The organism is Anaeromonas frigoriresistens (assembly GCF_016820655.1).
Classification (GTDB): Bacteria; Bacillota; Clostridia; order Tissierellales; family SIT17; genus Anaeromonas; species Anaeromonas frigoriresistens.
In genome coordinates, this window is record NZ_WSFT01000044.1 from 37609 (window position 1) to 59688 (window position 22080).

Annotated in this window: 25 protein-coding genes and 1 pseudogene; 9 read left to right on the plus strand and 17 right to left on the minus strand. The window is 28.1% G+C overall.

From position 1 onward, the window contains the following. Nucleotides 1–38: 38 nt before the first annotated feature. The gene (locus GOQ27_RS12285) at nucleotides 39–875 is read right to left on the minus strand and encodes a DegV family protein (RefSeq protein WP_252187836.1); all 837 of its coding nucleotides are present in this window, start codon (nucleotides 873–875) and stop codon (nucleotides 39–41) included. A gap of 234 nt (nucleotides 876–1109) precedes the next feature. Here GOQ27_RS12285 and GOQ27_RS12290 point away from each other — a divergent pair, with 234 nt between their 5' ends. Then, the gene (locus GOQ27_RS12290; RefSeq protein WP_203367165.1) at nucleotides 1110–1961 is read left to right on the plus strand and encodes a DegV family protein; all 852 of its coding nucleotides are present in this window, start codon (nucleotides 1110–1112) and stop codon (nucleotides 1959–1961) included. 30 nt (nucleotides 1962–1991) lie between these two features. On the opposite strand, the gene GOQ27_RS12295 is transcribed toward GOQ27_RS12290, so the two are convergent. The 7 genes from GOQ27_RS12295 to GOQ27_RS12325 form a co-directional block, all read right to left on the minus strand. Next, nucleotides 1992–2948, minus strand: a complete 957-nt coding sequence (locus GOQ27_RS12295; RefSeq protein WP_203367166.1) for an L-threonine 3-dehydrogenase — start codon at nucleotides 2946–2948, stop codon at nucleotides 1992–1994. Nucleotides 2949–3133: 185 nt separating this feature from the next. Then, nucleotides 3134–4033: a glycine betaine ABC transporter substrate-binding protein gene (locus GOQ27_RS12300; RefSeq protein ID WP_203367167.1), complete on the minus strand. Its 900-nt coding sequence runs from the start codon at nucleotides 4031–4033 to the stop codon at nucleotides 3134–3136. Nucleotides 4034–4049: 16 nt separating this feature from the next. Continuing rightward, nucleotides 4050–4880 (minus strand): ABC transporter permease, encoded by an 831-nt coding sequence (locus GOQ27_RS12305; protein WP_203367168.1) that lies wholly within the window; start codon nucleotides 4878–4880, stop codon nucleotides 4050–4052. 1 nt (nucleotide 4881) lies between these two features. Continuing rightward, nucleotides 4882–6066 carry a quaternary amine ABC transporter ATP-binding protein gene (locus GOQ27_RS12310; RefSeq protein WP_203367169.1) on the minus strand — a complete coding sequence of 395 codons (1185 nt, stop codon included), beginning with the start codon at nucleotides 6064–6066 and terminating at the stop codon, nucleotides 4882–4884. 196 nt (nucleotides 6067–6262) lie between these two features. Next, a complete protein-coding gene (locus tag GOQ27_RS12315) occupies nucleotides 6263–6910 on the minus strand; it encodes a hypothetical protein (protein ID WP_203367170.1) in 648 nt (215 codons plus the stop codon). Between the two features lie 91 nt (nucleotides 6911–7001). Next, nucleotides 7002–7259, minus strand: a complete 258-nt coding sequence (locus tag GOQ27_RS12320; protein ID WP_203367171.1) for a spore coat protein — start codon at nucleotides 7257–7259, stop codon at nucleotides 7002–7004. Between the two features lie 14 nt (nucleotides 7260–7273). After that, on the minus strand, nucleotides 7274–7480 hold the full coding sequence (locus GOQ27_RS12325) for a hypothetical protein (protein ID WP_203367172.1): 207 nt from the start codon (nucleotides 7478–7480) through the stop codon (nucleotides 7274–7276). Nucleotides 7481–7639: 159 nt separating this feature from the next. Between GOQ27_RS12325 and GOQ27_RS12330 the strand changes: the two genes are divergently transcribed. Continuing rightward, nucleotides 7640–7948, plus strand: coding sequence for a hypothetical protein (locus tag GOQ27_RS12330; RefSeq protein ID WP_203367173.1), 309 nt, complete (start codon nucleotides 7640–7642; stop codon nucleotides 7946–7948). A 23-nt stretch (nucleotides 7949–7971) separates the two neighbouring features. On the opposite strand, the gene GOQ27_RS12335 is transcribed toward GOQ27_RS12330, so the two are convergent. Further along, nucleotides 7972–8601, minus strand: coding sequence for a DUF4397 domain-containing protein (locus GOQ27_RS12335; RefSeq protein WP_203367174.1), 630 nt, complete (start codon nucleotides 8599–8601; stop codon nucleotides 7972–7974). Between the two features lie 172 nt (nucleotides 8602–8773). Here GOQ27_RS12335 and GOQ27_RS12340 point away from each other — a divergent pair, with 172 nt between their 5' ends. Beyond that, complete coding sequence (locus GOQ27_RS12340) at nucleotides 8774–8974, plus strand: DUF378 domain-containing protein (RefSeq protein WP_203367175.1); 201 nt, start codon at nucleotides 8774–8776, stop codon at nucleotides 8972–8974. Between the two features lie 26 nt (nucleotides 8975–9000). Here GOQ27_RS12340 and GOQ27_RS12345 read toward each other — a convergent pair whose 3' ends face one another. From GOQ27_RS12345 to GOQ27_RS12355, 3 genes are all read right to left on the minus strand, one after another. Next, nucleotides 9001–9825, minus strand: coding sequence for a carbon-nitrogen hydrolase family protein (locus tag GOQ27_RS12345; protein WP_252187837.1), 825 nt, complete (start codon nucleotides 9823–9825; stop codon nucleotides 9001–9003). A gap of 123 nt (nucleotides 9826–9948) precedes the next feature. Further along, nucleotides 9949–10539 (minus strand): hypothetical protein, encoded by a 591-nt coding sequence (locus GOQ27_RS12350; protein ID WP_203367177.1) that lies wholly within the window; start codon nucleotides 10537–10539, stop codon nucleotides 9949–9951. An 80-nt stretch (nucleotides 10540–10619) separates the two neighbouring features. Beyond that, nucleotides 10620–11165: a class IV adenylate cyclase gene (locus GOQ27_RS12355; RefSeq protein WP_203367178.1), complete on the minus strand. Its 546-nt coding sequence runs from the start codon at nucleotides 11163–11165 to the stop codon at nucleotides 10620–10622. Between the two features lie 61 nt (nucleotides 11166–11226). Here GOQ27_RS12355 and GOQ27_RS12360 point away from each other — a divergent pair, with 61 nt between their 5' ends. Further along, complete coding sequence (locus tag GOQ27_RS12360; protein WP_203367179.1) at nucleotides 11227–11517, plus strand: YetF domain-containing protein; 291 nt, start codon at nucleotides 11227–11229, stop codon at nucleotides 11515–11517. Nucleotides 11518–11524: 7 nt separating this feature from the next. Here the strand turns inward: GOQ27_RS12360 and GOQ27_RS12365 are convergent, their stop codons facing one another. Genes GOQ27_RS12365 through GOQ27_RS12375 form a run of 3 tightly spaced genes read right to left on the minus strand, consistent with a single transcriptional unit; the run spans nucleotide 11525 to nucleotide 15570 of the window. After that, nucleotides 11525–12211 (minus strand): metallophosphoesterase, encoded by a 687-nt coding sequence (locus GOQ27_RS12365; RefSeq protein ID WP_203367180.1) that lies wholly within the window; start codon nucleotides 12209–12211, stop codon nucleotides 11525–11527. A 21-nt stretch (nucleotides 12212–12232) separates the two neighbouring features. Continuing rightward, complete coding sequence (locus GOQ27_RS12370; RefSeq protein ID WP_203367181.1) at nucleotides 12233–14470, minus strand: ATP-binding protein; 2238 nt, start codon at nucleotides 14468–14470, stop codon at nucleotides 12233–12235. Beyond that, complete coding sequence (locus GOQ27_RS12375; protein ID WP_203367182.1) at nucleotides 14467–15570, minus strand: metallophosphoesterase family protein; 1104 nt, start codon at nucleotides 15568–15570, stop codon at nucleotides 14467–14469. Before GOQ27_RS12375 ends, GOQ27_RS12370 begins: the two co-directional genes overlap by 4 nt. A gap of 249 nt (nucleotides 15571–15819) precedes the next feature. Between GOQ27_RS12375 and GOQ27_RS12380 the strand changes: the two genes are divergently transcribed. The 3 genes from GOQ27_RS12380 to GOQ27_RS12390 all read left to right on the plus strand — a co-directional run bounded on the left by GOQ27_RS12380 (nucleotide 15820) and on the right by GOQ27_RS12390 (nucleotide 19750). Next, nucleotides 15820–17262 carry a spore germination protein gene (locus GOQ27_RS12380; RefSeq protein WP_350445917.1) on the plus strand — a complete coding sequence of 481 codons (1443 nt, stop codon included), beginning with the start codon at nucleotides 15820–15822 and terminating at the stop codon, nucleotides 17260–17262. Between the two features lies 1 nt (nucleotide 17263). Further along, entirely contained in the window at nucleotides 17264–18439 is a 1176-nt protein-coding gene (locus GOQ27_RS12385; RefSeq protein ID WP_203367184.1) for a Ger(x)C family spore germination protein, read from the plus strand. Nucleotides 18440–18667: 228 nt separating this feature from the next. Then, nucleotides 18668–19750: a GerAB/ArcD/ProY family transporter gene (locus tag GOQ27_RS12390; protein WP_203367185.1), complete on the plus strand. Its 1083-nt coding sequence runs from the start codon at nucleotides 18668–18670 to the stop codon at nucleotides 19748–19750. A gap of 38 nt (nucleotides 19751–19788) precedes the next feature. Here the strand turns inward: GOQ27_RS12390 and GOQ27_RS12395 are convergent, their stop codons facing one another. Further along, the gene (locus GOQ27_RS12395; protein ID WP_203367186.1) at nucleotides 19789–20481 is read right to left on the minus strand and encodes a YjjG family noncanonical pyrimidine nucleotidase; all 693 of its coding nucleotides are present in this window, start codon (nucleotides 20479–20481) and stop codon (nucleotides 19789–19791) included. Between the two features lie 171 nt (nucleotides 20482–20652). Between GOQ27_RS12395 and GOQ27_RS12400 the strand changes: the two genes are divergently transcribed. Continuing rightward, the gene (locus GOQ27_RS12400) at nucleotides 20653–21303 is read left to right on the plus strand and encodes a hypothetical protein (protein ID WP_203367187.1); all 651 of its coding nucleotides are present in this window, start codon (nucleotides 20653–20655) and stop codon (nucleotides 21301–21303) included. Between the two features lie 12 nt (nucleotides 21304–21315). Further along, complete coding sequence (locus GOQ27_RS12405; protein ID WP_203367188.1) at nucleotides 21316–21504, plus strand: DUF1858 domain-containing protein; 189 nt, start codon at nucleotides 21316–21318, stop codon at nucleotides 21502–21504. 89 nt (nucleotides 21505–21593) lie between these two features. Here the strand turns inward: GOQ27_RS12405 and GOQ27_RS12410 are convergent. Then, a pseudogene (locus GOQ27_RS12410) lies at nucleotides 21594–22080 on the minus strand (hydroxylamine reductase); the annotation flags it as partial.

The window sequence follows — 22080 nt, forward strand, 5'->3', positions numbered from 1 at the left end:
ATAAACAATGAAAAAGTCATAAACATAATTTATGACTTTTAAAAGGCTAAAACTATTCCACCATCATTTGCATATACAGAGCTTATTCCTCCAGCTTCTACAATGATAATGTCTTTAAAACTATATTGATTCATTATATCTTCTTTTAGTTTTTCTGCCCTCTCTTTACAATTCACATGAGTTATGCCTAATACTTTTTCTTCAAATTTACAACTATTTTCTTCTTCTCCTATTACATCTACTAATTTACTCAAAGCTTTATTAATACCTCTAACTTTTTTAACTAATCTAATATTACCATCATCTGTAGAACCCATAATAGGTTTTATAGAAAGGGCCGATGCTAACTTCCCTTGTATTTTACTCATTCTTCCTGCCTTTATTAAATTGTCTAAAGATTCTAAAACAAAAAACGTCTTCATTTCTCCTATGTATTCATTAGTCTTTTCTATTATTTCACTTTCATGTAATCCTTTATTTATCAATTCATTTAATTTAATACAAATCAGTGTTTCTCCTGCAGCAGCACTAACAGAATCAAAAACGTGAATGAATTTATTTCCCGCTTCTTCCAGTATCATATTCTTTGCCATCATTGCATGATTATATGTACTACTTAAAGCCGATGATAAAGTAACAACAAAACTTTTGTCATTTTTCTTATATTTCTCTATAAAGCTCCCCGGAGAAGGACTTGCTGTTTTAGGAGAATCTTCATTATTTTTCATTACTTTTAATAATTCTTTTGTATCTAAGCTCTCATCATCTAAAAACTCTTGATTACCAATTCGTATGGTAAGAGGAACTAATTCTATATCTAATTGTTTTTTTAGTTCTGTATTTAAATCACAGCAACTATCTGATATTATTTTCATTCTAATGCCCCTTTTCATTATTATAATATTAATTATATGATACCATATTATTTTGAAATTTGTTATAAATAATATGGATTTAAATAAAGACAATTTCTCATAATATACTAAAAAATCTACAGTTAACTCTTATAATTAGATTATATTGTGATTTTGCTTTATAAATTAATGTATATTTAGTAATATATATATATGACCTTATATTTTGACTCATGTAATGAAAGGAGTAAATTAATGAATAATATTAAACTGTTTTCAGATAGTACTTGTGATTTATCAATAGATATATTAAATAAATATGATATCTCTATAATACCTTTGTACGTAGTTTTTAATGAAAAATCTTTTAAAGATGGCGTTGATATTAAAACAAAAGAGTTATATAACAAAGTGGATGAATTAAATGCACTACCTAAAACTTCTGCACCATCCCCTAGGGACTTCTATGATGCTTTTAAACCCTTTGTAGAAAGAGGAGACGATATAATATATATTGGACTGTCATCTGAATTATCCTCAACGATACAAAATGCTAAATTAGCTGCTGAAGAGTTTGAGGATGCTAATATACATATTATAGATTCCAAAAACCTTTCTGCAGGTATCGGTCTCTTATTATTAAAAGCAAATGACCTCATTCATTTGGGAATGTCTAGTGATAAAATAGTTGATGAAATAAACAATACTATTCCTATGATTAGAACATCTTTTATAGTGGATACCTTTGATTTTCTGTATAAAGGTGGACGTTGTAATAGCATCCAAAGTTTAGTAGGTGGATTTTTCAAAGTTAAACCAATCATAAAAGTAAGTGAAGGTAAAATCATCCTTGGTCAGAAACCAAGAGGTAAAAAAAAGAAAGCTTTAGATCTAGTATTAAGTCATATTCTTAAAAATAAAAACCATATTGATTTAGATAGAATAATAATCGGTGAATCAATATCATTGGAAGATTCATTGTACTTAAAAAATAAATTAGAAAAAAATAATTTATTTAAAGAAATTATACTTATAGAAGCAGGATGTGTTATATCAAGTCATTGTGGTAAAAATACTACAGGAATATATTATATAGAAAACAAATAATAAAAATGAGGCCTTAAGGCCTCATTTTTATTATTTCTCTATGTTCAATTTTTCTTTCAATTTTTCTAACATATCTTTTGTCATTGCATCCAAATCATATTGTGGATTCCAGCCCCATTCTTCCTTAGCTGCTGAATCATCTAAAGAATTTGGCCATGAATTAGCAATCTTTTGTAGTGTAGGGTTTACATCATAATCCATAGTGAAATCTGGGATGTGTTTTTTAATAGAATTAAATATTCCTTCTGGATTAAAGCTCATTGCAGTTACATTAAATGCATTTCTATGCTTAAGCTTTGATCCATCAGCTTCTATTAAATCAATAATTGCATTTATTGCATCTGGCATATACATCATATCCATATAAGTATCTTGATCTAATGGACAAGTAAATTCTCCTTTTTGTAAAGCATCATAATAAATATGTACTGCATAGTCAGTAGTTCCGCCACCTGGAAGGGTTGCATAGGATATTAAACCTGGGAATCTAACACCTCTAGTATCTACTCCAAACTTCTCATAGTAATAATCACATAATAACTCTCCAGCTACTTTAGTTACTCCATACATAGTATTTGGTCTCTGGATTGTATCTTGTGGTGTATCATCTTTTGGAGTATTTGGACCAAAGGCTGCTATAGAACTTGGTGTAAATACTGCACATTTATGCTCTCTCGCTACTTCTAATATATTAAATAAACCATTCATATTAACTTCCCATGCCAAGCTTGGTTTTTGTTCTCCTACTGCAGATAATATAGCAGCTAGATTTATTATCCAGTCTATATCATGCTTTTTAACTGCCTCAGCAACTTGATCATAGTTAGCTATGTCAACGATTTCAAAAGGACCAGATTCTACTACTATTGAATCTTCCTTTCTAAGTCCACTGGCTACTACATTTTCATTACCATAACGTTTTCTTAATTCCATAGTTAACTCAGATCCTATTTGTCCTAAAGCTCCTGTAATAAGAAATTTTTTCATAATGGCACCTCCATATTAAAATAAATTTTCACATATCTAAAATATTGTATTTTCTACATAAAGGATATACTATTCTTTCCTAAAAATCAAGTTACACTTCTGTCATTGTTAATTATTATTCAATTAATAATTAACCTTATTAAAATTAATAGACTAGATAAATTTATCTAGTCTATTAAGAATTACTATTTACTTTCTGGTAACCAGCTATTCACTAAATCTTCATTCTCATTCATCCATTTTTTAGCTATTTCTGTAGGTTCTTTATCACTATCTGCTATTTGTCCCATTAATGAACCTAATTCTTGGTCATTCATATTAAAATTCTCTAAGAATTGAGCAACCTCTGGCATATCTTCTTTAAGCCCTTTTCTAGCAATCGTATGAATATTTTCAGATTCTCCATATATTTTCTTACTATCTTCTAAGAATTTTAAATCATATCTAGCAAATTTCCAGTGAGGTTTCCATCCTGTTACAATTACAGGTTCTTCGTTATCTATTGAGCTTGCTAGTTCAGCAGTCATAACTGGTCCACTACTTTCCATAAGCTCATAATCTAAATCATATTCTTCAATTGCATTTTCTGTTGCTTTCATTATTCCAGCTCCAGAACCAATCCCAACTATTTTTCCTTCAAACTGATCTTTGTTTTCATTTAATTCTTCTATACTATCCACATCAACATAAGAAGGTACTACTAAACCGATCTTTGCTCCTTCATAATTATATCCTAAATCATCAATCTTCTCTCCAAACTTATCCATATAACTTTGATGAGTTAAAGGTAACCATGCATCTAAAAATGCATCATAATCCCCTTCAGCAACTGATGTAAATATAAGTCCAGGCTCAGCTGTTGTCGATTCTACATCATATCCCATTTTCTCTTCTAGCACTACTTCTGCTAAACTTGTCATTGCAATTCCTTCCGCCCAATTTACTACTCCAAACTTAACTTCACCTTTACTCTCATTATTTGAATCATTAGTACCTTCCGAATCATTAGTATCTTCACCACATGCTGTTAACACTAAACTCATCGCCAATAAAATAACTAATAATATACTTCCTAATTTCTTCATAATCTACCTCCTAATTTTATTTGTTTTTATTTAAATCCCCAAATCCTTGGGTTATTCTATCTAATATCATGGCTAGTATTACTACAGCTACTCCACCCTCAAAACCTAAACCTATTTTATACTCTTGTATACCTCGTAGAACTACTTTCCCTAATCCACCAGAACCTATCATTGCAGATATTACTACCATAGATAAAGCTAGCATAATTGTTTGATTGATACCTGCTAGAATAGTTGGTAATGCAATAGGCAACTGTACTTTAAATAACATTTGTTTTGATGTAGATCCAAAAGATCTAGCTGCTTCAACTACTTCTGTAGGTACTTGTCTTATAGCTAGATTAGTAAGTCTAACAACCGGGGGCATAGAGAATATTATTGTTGCAAATGCTCCTGGCACCTTACCTAAACTAAAAAATAAAACTGCTGGTATAAGATATACAAATGCAGGCATAGTCTGCATGAAGTCAAGTATAGGTCGTAATATTCTATCAAACCTATCATTTTTAGAAGCTAGAATACCTAAAGGGATACCTATCAATAATGTAATTAAAGATGAACTCAATACTAAAGCTAGTGTAGATATTGTAGCTTGCCATAGCTCCATAGCATCAATTAAAAGTAATCCTAGTATAGTAAATATTGCCACACCTTTAGAAGTTACTTTCCATGCAAGTAATCCAATTAATAATATTAAAACTATGCTAGGCAAGAAATTTAATAATGCTTCTAACCCGTCAATAGATCCTTCTAATATATTTTTAATAAAGTCGAATATAAAATCGAAATTATCTTTAAGCCATAATACAAAATCTTCAAAATATGATCCTATATGAAATTTAAACATCTTAAGCCTCCTCCCCTACTATTCCTAATATAATAGATGCTCTTACTATAATACCTAACAAGTGATCTTCTTTATCTGTTACTGCAATAGGATAATCTGCCGTCTTAGCCATTGGTAACAAATCAATTATCTGCTGTTGAGGAGTGGCTCTAGGAACATCTCTTATTAATATTTCATCCAATGATTTTTGTCCTTTTTCTATAGCTTTACTTGCATCTTCAATTGTAACTATTCCTAATAATTTTTTATTCTTATCAGTCACATAAACACTACTAAATTCATTTTCTTTCATCTTCCTAATTGCTACTCTAGGACCATCCTTAGAAGATATTAGAGCTTCAGGCTTTCTCATTATAGCTTCCGCTGTTACAACCCTTGATCTATCCACATCCTGAACAAATTCTTTAACATAGTCATTGGCAGGATTGGTCAATATATCTTCAGCTGTCCCTATTTGAACGATCTTACCGTCTTTCATTACAGCAATTCTATCCCCTAACTTTAAAGCTTCATCTAAATCATGGGTGATAAAAATAATTGTCTTATGCATTTTTGATTGTAAATCTAAAAGCTCATCTTGCATTTCTTTTCTAATAAGTGGATCTAAAGCACTGAAGGCTTCATCCATAAGTAAAACATCTGGATCATTAGCTAAAGCTCTAGCTAGCCCTACTCTCTGTTGCATACCACCACTCAACTCATTAGGCATACTATTTTCATATCCCTTTAACCCCACAAGTTTAATAGATTCCATGGCTTTTTTTGTTCTTTCTTCAGGATCTACTCCCTGTATTTCTAATCCATATTCTACATTATCTAATACAGTTCTATGGGGAAATAGACCAAAATGTTGAAATACCATTGAAATTTTCTTTCTTCGTATGTCCCTTAGATTATCTTTATCAGCTTTTACAATATCCTCTCCATCTATCAATATTTGTCCAGCTGTTGGCTCAATCAATCTATTTAGACAACGTATCAATGTAGATTTACCACTTCCGGATAAACCCATTACTACAAAAAACTCACCTTTTTCGACTTCAAAACTGGCATTATTAATTCCGATCGTATTTCCCGTTTTATTTAAAATTTCATCTTTAGACATGCCTTTTTCTAATAAAGGAAATACCTTTTTAGGTTTATGTCCAAATACTTTATATAAGTCCTTAACTTCAATTAATGACATTTGACTCCTCCTAATTTTTCTCATTTTTCGATCACTTAGCATACGGTTATTTATGGTAACAAAACAAATGAATATTGTCAAATTTGACAAGCTCAGAATAAACGTTTTCCACTTATTCTTTTATTAAAATATTATCTCTAAATTGCAATAATAAATACATAAAATAAAGGACTCAATCTATTTATGATTGAATCCTTTATTTTATTAACTCTCGCCGCTGTTTATATCTATCTTTCATAAGTTCTACATCAATATCAATTTTAGTACCATCTATGTGTAATTTATCAAGGGCTTCATCTAATTTTTTATCTAAAAATTTCATTGCTTCATTTTTATCTTTATTTTTTAAAAATTCAGGAGCTTTTAAAGAAAGATATTTGATTGATTCTTTTATCTCATTATTAATAAAACCATTTTCAGATTTATATTTACGAGCTTTTCTATCTAATTTCTTTCTATATATTTTTTTTAATATATCTCTATGATAGTACTTAAATAATTTAATAAAATCCTCAGTTAATGCAAATACAGATATTCTTTCATCATACCTTTTATTCACAAACTTACTTTCTAATTTTTCTGGTATTTTTTCTTTATTGTTTGTTCTTTCAATTACATATTTTTTCCCCCTATAATTATATGTTTCAATCAATATCATGGGACTTATTTTTCGTTTTAGGTTTTGATCTATATTAAATTCTTTATCATTGAATATCACTCCAGAATAATATTTACACTTATAAACTATAACTCCATTTGTTATAGTTTTCTTTTTTTTAATTTCTCCCCACATTTCTTCTGCTAAATTATCACTTATAATCTCTAATTTAAATTTCTTTCTCATGCTATTCCCTCCATCTCCTCATACATATAAGATAGAACATATATTCGTTGATGTCAAGAAAACAATAAAAAAAGAGGAATATTTCCTCTTTTTATGACATAGTTCCTTGGGTTAATTTATTTTTGATTTGTTGTCTATCTTGATGATTTGCTATTTCTGGAGATGGGTAGTATCCTTTTTGATTTGCTATTTTACCTAATTCATATTGAAATTGTTCAGCTTCATTTCTTAATTGCTCTAATGACGTTCTAAGTTCCATATTCGATGTAGCAGCAATAGCATTAGTGTATGCTCCTATACTTGCTTTAGTCATAGATAGTACATCATTTACCATATCTTTTTCTTTCATAGATATCCTCCTTCTTATAGTGATTGTATTAAAATATTAACAGTCTGTTGAGCCGATTGAGCCGATTGAGAAAACATTTGTTGTATTTGTGGATCTTGACATTTGCTTGAATATTCGTTAAATTTACTAATCATAACTTGATGACTATTCACTATTTCTCTTATGTTTTGTAATTCCATATCACTTATTTGGTCTAATTTTAATGAATTTGTTAAAGTCATTAAATCACCTCCAATATTTTTCTTTATTATTTTTCCATTAGAATCTATTTTTAAGTAAAGCAAAAAAATCATATTAATCCATAAAAATTTGTTTATTGAATTTTTTTCTAAATTATTATAAAATTTTTATTAACTAATATAATAATAATGGAGGTTAATATGGATACATTAAATTATTTTTTAAAATACATAAAACTTGATGAAGAAAAAAGAATATTGATTTCAGTACAAAATCAATATGAATCATATTTACTAGAAAAAGAAAGTAAAAAGATGATATTAGACGGATTAAAGTCCATATTAGGAGAAGACTTTAAAACATTAGAAATCGGTAAAAACATCTGTAGAGTAACAGTATTAGAAGGAAAAGAAGAGGAGTCTAAAGAAAAAATTGAAACAGAGCTAGTAAAGGGTTTAGAAATGGCTATGGCTTTTATGAGTCAAATGCAAAACAAGGATAATCAATAGATTATCCTTGTTTTTTTATTCTTTCAATAGGATGCTTTGTCTAGTGCAATAAGAGCTTGTAGTGGCTTATTACCGCCAACTGTCCCTACTGCATATATTGTATAATATTTACCTGGCTTTAACATTACATTTGGAACTGTTAATACTATATTATCAGTTCCTGCAACTCTAACTTGGATTGTGTATTTTCCAGGGTCTACTAATAGTTTTTTACTTACCTCTCTAAAAGCTATATTTTTAAATAGCTTTTTACCATCAGGTAATGTTACATCTACCCTGGGAGCATCTGGTACTAAATGAACAAATTTCACTTGAGACATATTAGGTGAAATTCTAGCAGATGTATCATTTATAACTAAAGGTTGTATATCCTTTAAGAATCCTGTAGCTGCAATAGTATAATCTGAATCAGGCATTATATTTACTACAGTATCAATAACTGGATTAGATGTAGTACCTGTTGCAAATACTTTAACATTATATCTACCTTCCATTAAAGGTAAATACTCTGTAAAATTTTGATAAGTTAGATTTCTTGCAATTAAAGCATTATTTAAATATACATCTACACCTGGAGCATCAGGAGAAGCATGTAATACTCTCGCATAAGAAGTATTATATCCATAAGGATAATTATTTATCTCATAATACATATTTACCACCCTTTTTAAGTGTTTTTTTATTTTTACTCACTTTATAATATTCAATTAATTTTATAAAGTTACAATCTCTGAGTTTATAATAATTTAATCAAATGTATAATAAATACAAATAACAGCAATACTATTGATAAACAAAACTCAATTGTATTTAAGGAGGTATATAATGGACAGATTTGCTCTAATTCTTGTCATTATAGGAGCGTTAAATTGGGGATTAATTGCATTATTCCAATTTGACCTAGTGGCTTCTTTATTTGGTGGTCAATCTGCTTTTTTAAGTAGAGTAGTATACGGTTTAGTAGGCTTAGCAGGACTATATTGTATTACTCTATTATTTAAAGAAAGAGATAGAACCGCCGAATAAATAAGTAAGGGATTAGACTTTAAAGTCTAATCCCTTTTATCTACAACTCCATATAAATCTAACCTTCTATGTTTCAATAAAGGAAGTTGCTCTCTAATTTCATTTATTTTATCTAAATCAATTTCTTCAATTATAATTCCTTCTTCAAATTCTAAATTGTTAATTATATCTCCCCATGGACTTACAATGATTGAATGTCCATAAGAGTTATACGATGCCTCCTTATTTAAGGCCCCACTGCACCCAAGAGTATATACTTGATTATCAAGAGCTCTAACCTTAAATAAATCCTTCCAATGAGCTGGTCCAGTGGTCATATTAAATGAGGCTGGGGTGATTATAAGTTTTGCTCCCTCTTCTACCATAAGTCTTGATAATTCAGGAAATCTAATATCATAACATATTTGTAGTCCTATCTTGCAGTACTCTGTTTCAAATACAGTATACTCATTACCTCTACTCAAAACATCAGATTCTTTAAAAGTAACTCCACCTTTTACATCAATATCAAACAAATGTACCTTTCTATGTTTTGCTATTATGTTTCCTTCCCTATCAAAGGCATAGCTAGTATTATATACCTTGCCATCCTCATTCTCTGGAATTGAACCAGCAATTATATATTTACTTATTTCTTGAGCAATATTAGAAATGAATTTCAATGTCTTACTATTTTTCTCATTCTCACTATATTCTTCAAAAAAAGTATTATCGTAGGGACAATTAAACATTTCTGGTAAGATTATAATATCTGCCCCTAATTCTGAGGCTTCATTAATCAGTTGTTTTGCTTTCAATAGATTTTTTTTCTTCTCTTCTTGAACTTTCATTTGACATAACCCAACTTTCATTATATACCTCCTCATAGAATAACCACATTATTACTTTAATTATCTCTTATAATCAAATTATAATCAAATTTCACTATAAATAAAAAGAGACCCAAGGTCTCTCAAAGTATATATGATATCATCTTACATATTTTCATAAGGGATAGTTAATGCTTCTATAACTTTCTCAACTTTTTTTACCTTTTTATTCATATCATCCCTTAATATAGGCTTAAAGCAATTCATAAATAGTACAATTGACTCTAATGTACTCATTGATTGACTTTGTACTAGCTGTCTATGGTTTTCAATATTATTTTTAGTTTTGAACATATTTCTTTTTGTATCAACTACTTTATCTATAAGTTCTTTATTCTTACCATCACTATATCTTCCTATTTCTGCTAGGATTTTTTCTCTTTTGTCTATAGGTGCTAAACTACTCTGACTTTGTATTACTCCATCGTATTTGTCTAATCGTATTCTATTAACTTTATTTAAAACATCAAAAACATCTTGAATTTTTGATAAAATAACCTGTTGATCTTCAGAAAAATATCCTTTTATACCCCTCATCATTTGCACTTGGTTTTCAAAATCTCTATCTAGATTCAATTTTTTAATGTCCAATTTAAAATTATTATCTTTCGTCAACAATAAAAGGATAGGAACCATAATTCCTAAAAGCTTGGGAAAAGAGGGTTCTTCAGTGGTGATAGACAATTTATCATTCAATAATATTCACCTCTATTCTTTAAATAATTTCTCATACAAATATAGTATGCTTATTATTAATAAAGGTGAATACTAAGGATCTATTTCATTTCTTTTTCTTTTCTTAGTTCTGATATAGACTTTGTAGTAATATACTTTCTGTCTAAATCCAATAATTCAATAGCTCTATCTAAATCCTCAGATTTTTGTATTTCTATCTCCATATATGTTTCTGGATATGTATCTTTATCCCATGTATCAATCTCAAAAAGAATATCATTATATTTATAAGAGATTCTTTCTTTATATCCTATATATTTAGTTTCCAGCCCTAATGTATTAAAGATTTCTAGTATAGCTTCCGGATTATCTATAGAGGATTCTATCTCTTTATTTTTACGATAGCTATCTTCAGATAATATTTTCTTTAATGTTACTTTTATAGATTTATTATAATTAACATTATCTGTTGTTTCTCTTACTCTTAAATATCCATTATGTTTTTTTTCAATCATATTATCCTTAGTATCTACTATTGTATTCTTTTGGTGTTCATTCTTAACTTTTATAGCACCAATTTTGCTTAATTTTTCTTCCATTTGTTCTTTATTAATACCTAACACCTTTACTTCAAGTTCATTACACATAGATTCACTCCTTTGAATAATAATATAAAATGAGACAATAATAACCATGGGAGGTATAGCCATGATTAAATTAGTATTGATATTTTTCCTTATATCATTAATAATCTTTATAATAAAACCAAAAAAATTCACGCCTTATACCAGTAGTGTTCAGCTACCACTAATTTTAGTGAAGAACGGTAGTATTGTAAATCATAACCTTTATGCTATAAAAAAAGATGAAAACTGGTTAAATAACACACTAAATAAAAAAGGTATATATAACTTATCCAATATAGAACAAGCAATTATTCTAACTACTGGAATTTTAGATGTTCAATTGTACTCCAAATATGAAGAAAAAAGGACCTAATAGTCCTTTAATCTAAAATTTTAATAGGATCAAAATCGATAAAATCACTAGCTATACATATATAATTTATTCCATTATACATACCTTCTTTTACATGCTTATGTCCTTCTGCATGTAAATGACCATAAACACATATTTCCACATTGTATTCTTTCATAATATGGGTGAACTCATTAGGGGCTCCATCAGAATTAAAGGGTGGATAATGAATCATTACTATTTTTCTATCAATATCCTTTATTTTTTCTAAAGATAATTTTAATCTATTTAATTCTCTATCAAATATTTTAATATCTTTTTCCTTAAACTCATCACTATCCTTTGGGCACCATCCCCTAGTCCCTGCTATACCGAAATTTTTATACTTATAACCATCATTATATAAAAAGTGAATATCCTCTAATCCTAGCTTATCAAGTTTTGACTTTGTCTCCCACCAATAATCATGATTACCCTTGCCTATTATTTTATAACCTGGCAGTTTCTCTATTTTTTTCAAGTCTATAAGTGCATCTTTTAGCTTCAATGCCCAACTAATATCTCCTGGAATTAATACAATATCATCATCAGTGATTTTATTTATCCAGTTATTGAATATATTCTCTTCATGATTTATCCATTTATCACTAAATACATCCATAGGTTTATCACCTATAGGGTCTAAATGTAAATCAGCAATACCATATATAGCCATTCTTTCACCTCAGTATTTCATTTAAATTTCAATATAGTTGAAACTATATTTTTTATCATTCAGTATTTTTTGTTCCCTCTTTTGACATGTAAATAAGATTATTTGTCTATCCATAGACTGTTCATATATATAGTCTAATATATTTGATAACCTTTGATCGTCATATTGTATAAAACAATCATCTAATATAAGAGGAATATTTTTATCTTCTTTTATTATATCAATAATCCCAAATCTAAGGGAGAAATATATTTGATCTATAGTTCCATAGCTCAAAGATTCAATATCTATAAGATTATTATTTTGATCTACAATTTTCATTTCTAAATTCTCAGTTATTTTAATTTCTTTATATTTTCCATGGGTAATATCACTAATTATTTGAGACACTTTTTTGTTTAGTTTAGGAGCAAAATCTCGATGAATATTTTTTGATATTTTCTCTATAGTAGCTTTAGCAATCTCAATAGAGTTAAGTTCATTTTCATATTTATCTATCATTTCCTGTTTTATAGATATTTCTTCATCTATCTCTTGAATAGGCCTAAATAATGAATTCATAGTATTAATTTTTTCTTCTAGGTTAGATATCTCTTTATCTTTGTTTACAATGTTCTCTTTTATAACATTCAACTTTTCTACAATATCCTCTTCAATATCTATATCGTCTAAGGAAACTTTATTGCATTCTTTCATTTTCTCTTCTAATTCTTCAATAGTTTCCTTCATCAAAATATTACTTAATATTTCTCTTTGATAATTAATTCTATTAATTATTTCTTCATATAATCTTTTCTTTTCTATTCCCAATTTTAGTTCATCTACATCGTCAAATTTATTTTTACTTAATATGAATTTAATACCCATATTCTCTTCATTTAATTTAGTCTTTAATCTTTGTATTTCTGTATTTTTTTCAAGTAATTGATTTTGTAGAAATCGCTCTGTATCCCTTAATTCATTGTTTTTTTTAATTTTTTCATTCTCCAATTCGTCTAATATAACTTTTTTATCTATAATTGAACAATTGATACTTTTGGTTTTAATAACTAAATATAGATCTGAAAACACCATAAAAACTGATAAAAAATAAAATATATAATTATACGAGTAACCTAAAACTAATCCTATTACTATACTTATAGTAGAAAATAAGAGGAGTAATTTATTTATCTTTTTCTTGTTTTTTAGTTTCTCATATATAGTAAGTTTTTCTTTATAATTAATATTTTCAATCAGGATATTTTTTTGATCTAGTTGAGAGTTTACATCATCTAACTTTTGTTGAATTAAAGATATATTTTCTTCAATTCTAGACATATTCTCAACTATTGTTTCAACACTATTTTCATGTTTTATTATGTCACCATAATCCTTTATTTTAATATCCTTAAACCTTCTTAACTTATAGGATTGTTTATGTAGAGAATCAATTTCTTTTAATAAACCCTTAGCTTTTATATATTTATCATTTATTTCTTTACATCTATATTTATATATATCTTTTTCTAATTTATCCTTTTTTCTTACTAATTCATTTAGTTCTTTTTTTAATTCATTGATTTTATACTGAAACTCCTTAGTTTCTTCAAACATTTTATGGGATTTATCCCTTTGTTTACTTAGTTTATTTAATTCTTCAATAATCTTTCCATAGGGAGAAGTTTTTAACCTATTTTTTGTACCAATATCATTTATTCTCTTTTCTAACCTTTCTATTACATTTTTAATCGATATTTCATTATCTAAAGTTCCCCCCAGATTTATTAAGTTATCCTTTACCTCTTTGGCAAAATTACTATCAGTTTTACTCTCTAATTGAGCAATACTTATAGTATTTTGATAAATACTTTTATTAATTCCAAAATGTAAAGATGTAGGTTCTATTACTCTAGCAACAGGATTATATTCGTACATGTGAGTAAGTTCTTCTCCAGTTTCCTCATCAAAAACTGCTACTTCATCATTACCTTTTTCAAAGTTACGCTCAATTCTATAAATTTCATTATCATAAGAATATTTTAATACTCCTTTATATTGGTTATTATTCCATGGAAAATACTTTTCATAATCCTCAGTATATCTCTTAGTTTTTGTATATTTCTTATTAAAACCATATAACATACCTTCTATAAACTTATGGATAGTACTCTTACCTGCTTCGTTATCACCATAAATAAGATTTAATCCATCAGATAATTTAATATTTTTGCCATTGAATTTACCAAAAGAAAGAATGATAAGCTCTTCAATTATCATTTTAGCTTCACCTTCTCCCTAAGTAATTCTTCCAACCCAATATATAAGCCTCTATTCATGACCTCATCATTTAAATCATTCTCGATCATCTCTTTAATGAATTCTCCTATTATATTATTTTCATTTTCAAGTAATAATTGATTTATATCATAGTCTGGTTCAGTTTTATCTATTATTTGTATAAAATAAAACTCATTATCTAATTTAGATTCTATATCAATAATCTTATCTTTTATATCTCGATCTATATACCCTTTTATAATTATACGGAAAAAATTTTTTTTTCTTACCTCTTCAGATTCTATATCTAATATCCTAGCCAAGATAGAATTATAACTCATTTTTTCATTAATTTCTATATTAATAATATTATACTTTCTTTTACTTATAGGAATGAACTTAGTTGTTAATCCCTTATCGTCTATTAAACCTTCTATAACTCCATGTTCTCCTAATTCTCCGAAATCTAATGGCTCAGGACTCCCAGGATAACATATACTGTCAGTTATATATTGATGCTTATGTATATGTCCCAATCCAATATAATCAAATCCAAACTTATCAATATCTTTTCTATCAATGGGTAAATATTTAGAGTTTTTATCGAAAATATCTCCATGAAGAAGTAAAACATTAAATTTATTTATATCTAAATCTATTTTAGAAAAATCTTGTTTTCCCTTTTCTTTTTCTTGCCAACTAACACCCCATATATCAATATTATCTTCTTCAAAGCTTAATTTATCTATTTCATTATAATCTAATATATATACATTTTCATTCCAATCTATCAATTTGTATAATGACTTTTCATTTAAATAATCATGATTCCCTGTAATCATAATTACCTTTGTTTTATATAACAACTTAAATCTATCATTAATTATTTTTAATTCTGCTATAGAGCATAACTCATCCTCAAAAAGATCTCCTGCTATAAATAGATAATCCACATTTCTTTCTTTACATCTATCTAAAATTTTTAGAAAAGTATCTATTATTTCGTCTCTTCTGTTCTTCCCTTGTTCTCCAGTTATTTTTCCTTTTGTAAATTTCATACCAATATGGACATCCGCGGTATGAATAAATGAAATACTCATTATTACACCTCCATTATAGAACGTATATTCGATAAAAGTAATTAAAATCCTTTATTTTATTTACTTTTATCAGAATAAATTTTATTCTCAATCAAATACTATCACTATTATAACAATGGGGGTGTTATTATTTTTAATAAATTTAATAGATTCTTAAAAAAAGTAGCTTTAAAAGATCAAATAAAGGGAAATGATAATTCTTTTAAAGGAAAAACTAGGATACCAACAAATATTGATAAAGTAACTTCTATTCTCAACTCAGTACTCTGGGAGTCTAGTGACTTTGAAATGAGAAGAGTTAAGTTCAACAATAGGATATTGTTGGTAACATACTTTGATGGTTTAGCGGACACTCAAAATATTAGTAAAGAGGTAATTCAACCTCTTATGATGGATGATAAAAAAACAAATCCAGATAATTACATAATTGAAGAGATAAAGGAAAAATATCTCTATTCAGCAGAAATTGGAGATTCTAAATATATCGAAAACTGTATAGATTCCTTAGTGTCTGGAGATACAGTAGTCTTTGTAGAGGGAGTTTCAGAGGCTATTTTAGTAGGCTCAAAAGGTTTTGAAGTAAGAAAAATTGATACTCCAGATACCGAAACTACAATAAGAGGCTCTAAAGAAGGTTTTAATGAATCCTTAAGAACTAATATCACATTAATTAGAAGAAGAATAAAAAACCCTAATTTAGTTTTTGAATCAATGAAATTAGGTAAACAAACTAATACAGAAATATGTATAGCATATATAAATGGCATCGTAAATGAAGATATTTTAAAAACTGTTAAAAGGAGAATAAAAAAAGTAGATGTTGATGCTATTTTGGAATCAGGATATATTGAAGATTTTATTCAAGATTCTACTTTTTCATTATTCCCTACAGTTGGAAATAATGAAAAACCGGATATAGTAGCTTCAAAGCTATTAGAAGGTAGAGTAGCTATTATAACAGATGGTACTCCCTTTGTACTTACTGTTCCTTATTTATTTATTGAATCATTACAAACATCAGAAGATTATTATTCTAGATCTATTCTTTCTATGATTATACGAATATTAAGATTTTCAGCATTACTTATATCAATACTTCTACCAGCTTTGTATGTGGCAGGAGTAAATTTTCATAAAGATTTTATTCCTTTTGAGTTACTACTATCTATATCGGCTTCTAGGGAAGGTATACCCTTTAGTCCTTTGACAGAGTCTATTCTGATGCTTACCGCATTTGAGTTTTTAAAAGAAGCTGGTGTAAGAATGCCAAGACCCTCAGGTCAAGCAGTAAGTATAGTTGGTGCCTTAATACTAGGAGAGGCAGCAGTAAATGCGGGTTTTGTTAGTAATCCCATGATTATAGTAGTAGCCCTTACAGCTATCACATCATTTTTGGCTTTACCAATAAGTGCTGCTTTACCTATCATGAGATTAGTATTTCTTCTTTCAGCTAATGTAGTTGGATTTTTAGGAATTTTATTTATATTGTTACTATTTTTAATTCATCTTTGTAGTTTAAGATCCTTTGGTGTTCCTTATTTAACACCTATTTCTCCTTTAATAACAAAAGATTTAAAGGACTCATTCATAAAAGCACCAATGTGGATGATGTTTACCAGACCTAAATCTATAATTTCAAACCAGGATAAATACTATAGAATGAAGATTAATCATATAAAGAAAGAGGATTAATATGATAAAGAGAATTATATTATTAGTTATAATTTTACTCTCTATTACAGGATGTTGGGATAATAAGGATATCACTAAACAAACTTTAGTTGTTGGAATGGGAATTGATAAAGGACAAGATAAAGAATACAAAGTTACTTTACAACTGGTAAAACCTTCAGCCCTTCAACAAAATGGAAAAGATAAAAGTGAAAAACCTTACTTGGTTATTTCTGCTGAAGGAGATACTATTTTTGAAGCAATAAGAGAGCATTTAAAAAAGACTGGTAGAAAAGCTTATTTTAGTCATAATAGAGTTATAGTTATTTGTGAGGATATAGCTAAAAAAGAGCTAAGTCCTCTTCTAGATTTCATAGATAGAGACCCAGAAACTCGATTGAGTCATCAAGTATTAATATCAAAAGATATGTGTGCTGAAGATGTATTGAAATTAGAAAGCGACCTAGAGCCTTTACCTGCAATTGAAATATCTCAAATAATGGATAATAGTGAAACTACTAGTAAACTTATATCTGCTACAATTTTTGATATTTTAAGCAGAACTGGAAATAAAGGATTTAATTCAGTTATAGGAGTCATTCAACCTAATAATAATAAAGTACCTAGTACAATTAAAGAATTAATAGATACAAAAATACAAGGGGGAGCAGTATTTAAAGAAGATAAGCTTATAGCTTGGCTAGGCCCTATTGAAACTAGAGCTTTACAATTCATATCAGGATTTAACGGAGATATCAATTCGGGTTTATTAATAGAACCTTACCCTGGTGACCCTAAGAAAAGAGTTTCAATAGAACTGATAAGTTTGAGTACTGATTTAGAAACTAAGTTAATAGGTGAAGATTTAAAACTTTTTATAAATACTAAAAGCAAAGGTGTTTTGGCAGAGCAAGAAAGTGGTGAAAATTTAAATACAGAAGAAAATCTGCTTTTATTAGAACAAATCTCAGAAGAAAAAATCAAGTCAGAATTGGAAAATATAATTAATATTGCACAAAAAGAAATCAAAACTGATTTTTTGGGCATATCTGAGCAAATATTAAGGCAAGAACCAAAGTATTGGAAAAAAATTGAATCAGAGTGGGATGAGATATTTACAAAAATGGATGTAACTATAAATGTTGATTTCGAAATAAATAAAACAGGACTTACTAGTAGTCCAATAATTTCAAAGTAGGGATTTCTATGCAGTTATTTATAACAATCTTTCTACACTTAGTAATAATATTGCTAACTTATGTTGATATTCAGCATTCAAATAAAAAGAAAAAAAATTTAATTGTCACATCCTTTTTTATCATTGGATCTTTTATTATATGTATAAATCTGATATATGATTTAGGATTTATGAATCCTGCTAAAATGATGGATAAAATAATTAGTTTTCTTTTAATGAGGTGATTAGATGATAACCAAAGAAAAAATATCAACATTTCAACTAGGCACTCTAATTATAGGTTTTATTATAGGGGATTTTATTCTATTAATTCCTTCAAAAGTTGTTGGTCAAAATGCATGGATGCCAGTTTTAATTTCTGGAATTGGAGGCATTATACTTATTAGCCTTTATGTATTCATTTCTAAAATACATCCTCAAAGGACTTTAGTAGATATTATATATTTTTGTTTTGGTAAGTTTTTTGGTACAATTTTTATTGTTTTATATATCAATTATTTTCTCCAATTAGCAGCTATAATCGCTAGAACAATAGCTGACTATATGATTGTAGTGAACTATACTCGAACTCCTTTATTTTTTATATTATTACTTATACTTATTATTGTAAGTTATGATATAAGAAAGGGTATGGAAGTAGTTGGTAGATTAGCAGAAATATCAATACCTATAGTTCTAACTTTTATATTCCTTACAACCTTATTACTTATCCCAAAATATAAACTTGATAATATATATCCTATAATGGAAAATGGAATCAAACCAATACTTAAGGAGAGTTTCTATACTTTAACCTTTCCCTTTGGTGAAACAGTAGTTTTTTTAATGATTTTTCCTTTTTTAAATGATAATAAAAAACTTTTAAAAACTTCAGTTCTATCTATGGGTATAGCAGTAATTATTCTTGTTATAGTAACTTTGCGAAATATTTTAGTTCTAGGTCACAATTTAATGGTTAGATCTTCTTATCCAACCCATACAGTTGCGAGTCTAGTCCCCGAACTTGTTATAGAACCAATTGTTTCTATAAATTTACTGGTTAGTGGAGGAGCTCAAATAGTTGCTTTAGTTTTTGCTACTGTAATAGGGATAACACAATTGTTTAAATTAGATGACTATAAGCCAGTAGTACTCCCTGTAGGTTTATTTCTAGTACCCTTTGCTATGTGGTATTATGATTCTACTCCACAAATGGCTTATACTGCACGAGAGGTACTTCCTTATTTCGCTATATTCTTTCAAGTAGTAATACCCATACTCTTACTATTAATATCTCTGATAAAATTAAAGTTGAAAAAGAGTGGTAATTAATATAGTTATATAAAAGATAGATTAGGATATATCCTAATCTATCTTTTATATAACATCTCTTTCAATTCTTTAAAGGTTTCTACTTCATATCTTGAAATAATATCAGTCTTATTTTCCTGTTTTTTGGGATTATACCAAATAGTATCTATTCCAAAATCATTTCCACCCTTTATATCTGACTTTAGACTATCTCCTATTATCACAATTTTATCCTTATCAATATATTTTATTTTTTCTAAGGTATGAGAAAATATTTTTGTATTAGGCTTAGCAACACCTACCTCTTCAGATATAATTATATCTTCAAAATAATGGGCTATAGAAGAATTTCTTATTCTCACATTTTGCACTGCCGATAGTCCATTAGTGAGCATTACCAACCTAAAATCTTTATGTAAATCTCTTACTAATTCAGCTGCTCCCTTTAATAAAAATGAACCTTCTTTGAGGAAATCCATATACTTAAGGCTAAAGGGACTTGGATCTATAGACATTCCCATTTCTTCAAAGAATCTTCGAAATCTTTCTATTTTTAAATCCTTTGCTGATATTCTTTCTTTCTCAAAATCATTCCAAACTGCATTATTATGCTTTTTATATTTTGATAAATGCTTCTTTTCGTCATACTCATACCTATAATGATTCATAGACATCTCCAGTGCATATCTCTCTGCCTTTTCAAAGTCAAACAATGTTCCATCTGCATCAAATATGATTACTTCATATTTCATATGATATCTCCTCTCTATTAAGCTATAATATAATTATACCCTTATTTCTTTTAAGTTTATCACAGGTATATATATCTACAAAGTGAAAAAAAGCAAAAAATGTGATACGAATCACTTATTTAATATTTTATTGAGGGTATAATTATATTAAATACAAAAGGAGGTATTACATTGAGTAGATTTTTAGGACCAATTCATCATTGGCTATATAATAAAATAGCATTACATGAGGAATTAGAAAAAAACATATTAAACAGTTTAGAGCAAAAATACGGAATGGAAATAACTCAGACCCATGACTATTTTCTTAATAAGTATGGTGATTTCCTTGAAGATAAACCTTTAGAAGAATTAATTGATACAAATAATATTCATGGATGGTTACAAAATAGAATCAATATAGCAGAGGGAAGGTTTGCTGATTTTGTAACTACAGTATTAACTAAATTTCAAGGGGAAACTTTTAGTATTATTGAAAAAGAATTCGAAAGACAAGGTACTGAATGTGGAAAGGATGCTAAGGATAAATACGAAGTTTCAAGTGCTCCTGATATATATAAGGCATTAAACAACTATATATTAGATGGAATGCCTTGTGACAATGTAAATAATGTAGTTAAGACAGAAGCTAATGAGTTAGAATGGAAAGTAACAAATTGTCTTCATAAAAAATATTGGACATCAGTAAATGGAGATCTTGATATATACTATAACTTAAGAAGTATATGGACTGAAAAATTTGTTGAAAATGCTAACAATGATTATAACTATGAATTCAAATTTGAAAGTAATGTATTAAAACATAAAATTATTTCTAAATAAGGAGGTATAGTAATGGCTGAGATCACTAAAGATATGTTAATAGCAGAAATAATAAGAACTAAACCTGAGGCAGCAAATATACTAATGAGTCATGGAATGGGATGTATAGGTTGCCCTTCTAGTCAAATGGAAACTCTAGAACAAGCAGCTATGGTTCATGGAATGGATGTAGAAGTATTATTAAATGATTTAAATAAGTAGGACCCGATATTAATCGGGTCTTATTTTTTATCTCTAATTTTGGATATAATAAAAGGAGTAGAAATTTCTACTCCTTTTATTATATATTATTATGCTAATTCTTTTCTTCCATTCATGAACATATCTATATCACTTTCTACTTCTCCAATTCCAGCAATACCAAAGTTCTCAACCAATACATTAGCAACATTAGGTGATAAGAAAGCTGGTAAAGTAGGTCCTAAGTGTATATTTTTAACTCCTAGATGTAATAAAGCTAAAAGTACTATTACAGCCTTTTGCTCATACCATGCAATATTATAAGATATAGGCAATTCATTTATATCGTTCATTTCAAATACTTCTTTTAATTTCAGAGCTATTACTGCTAAAGAATATGAATCATTACATTGACCTGCATCTAATACTCTTGGTATTCCACCGATATCTCCTAATTCTAACTTGTTATATTTATACTTTGCACATCCAGCTGTAAGAATAACTGTGTCTTGTGGAAGTTTATCAGCAAACTCAGTATAATAATCTCTTGATTTCATTCTTCCATCACAACCAGCCATTACAAAGAATCTCTTGATT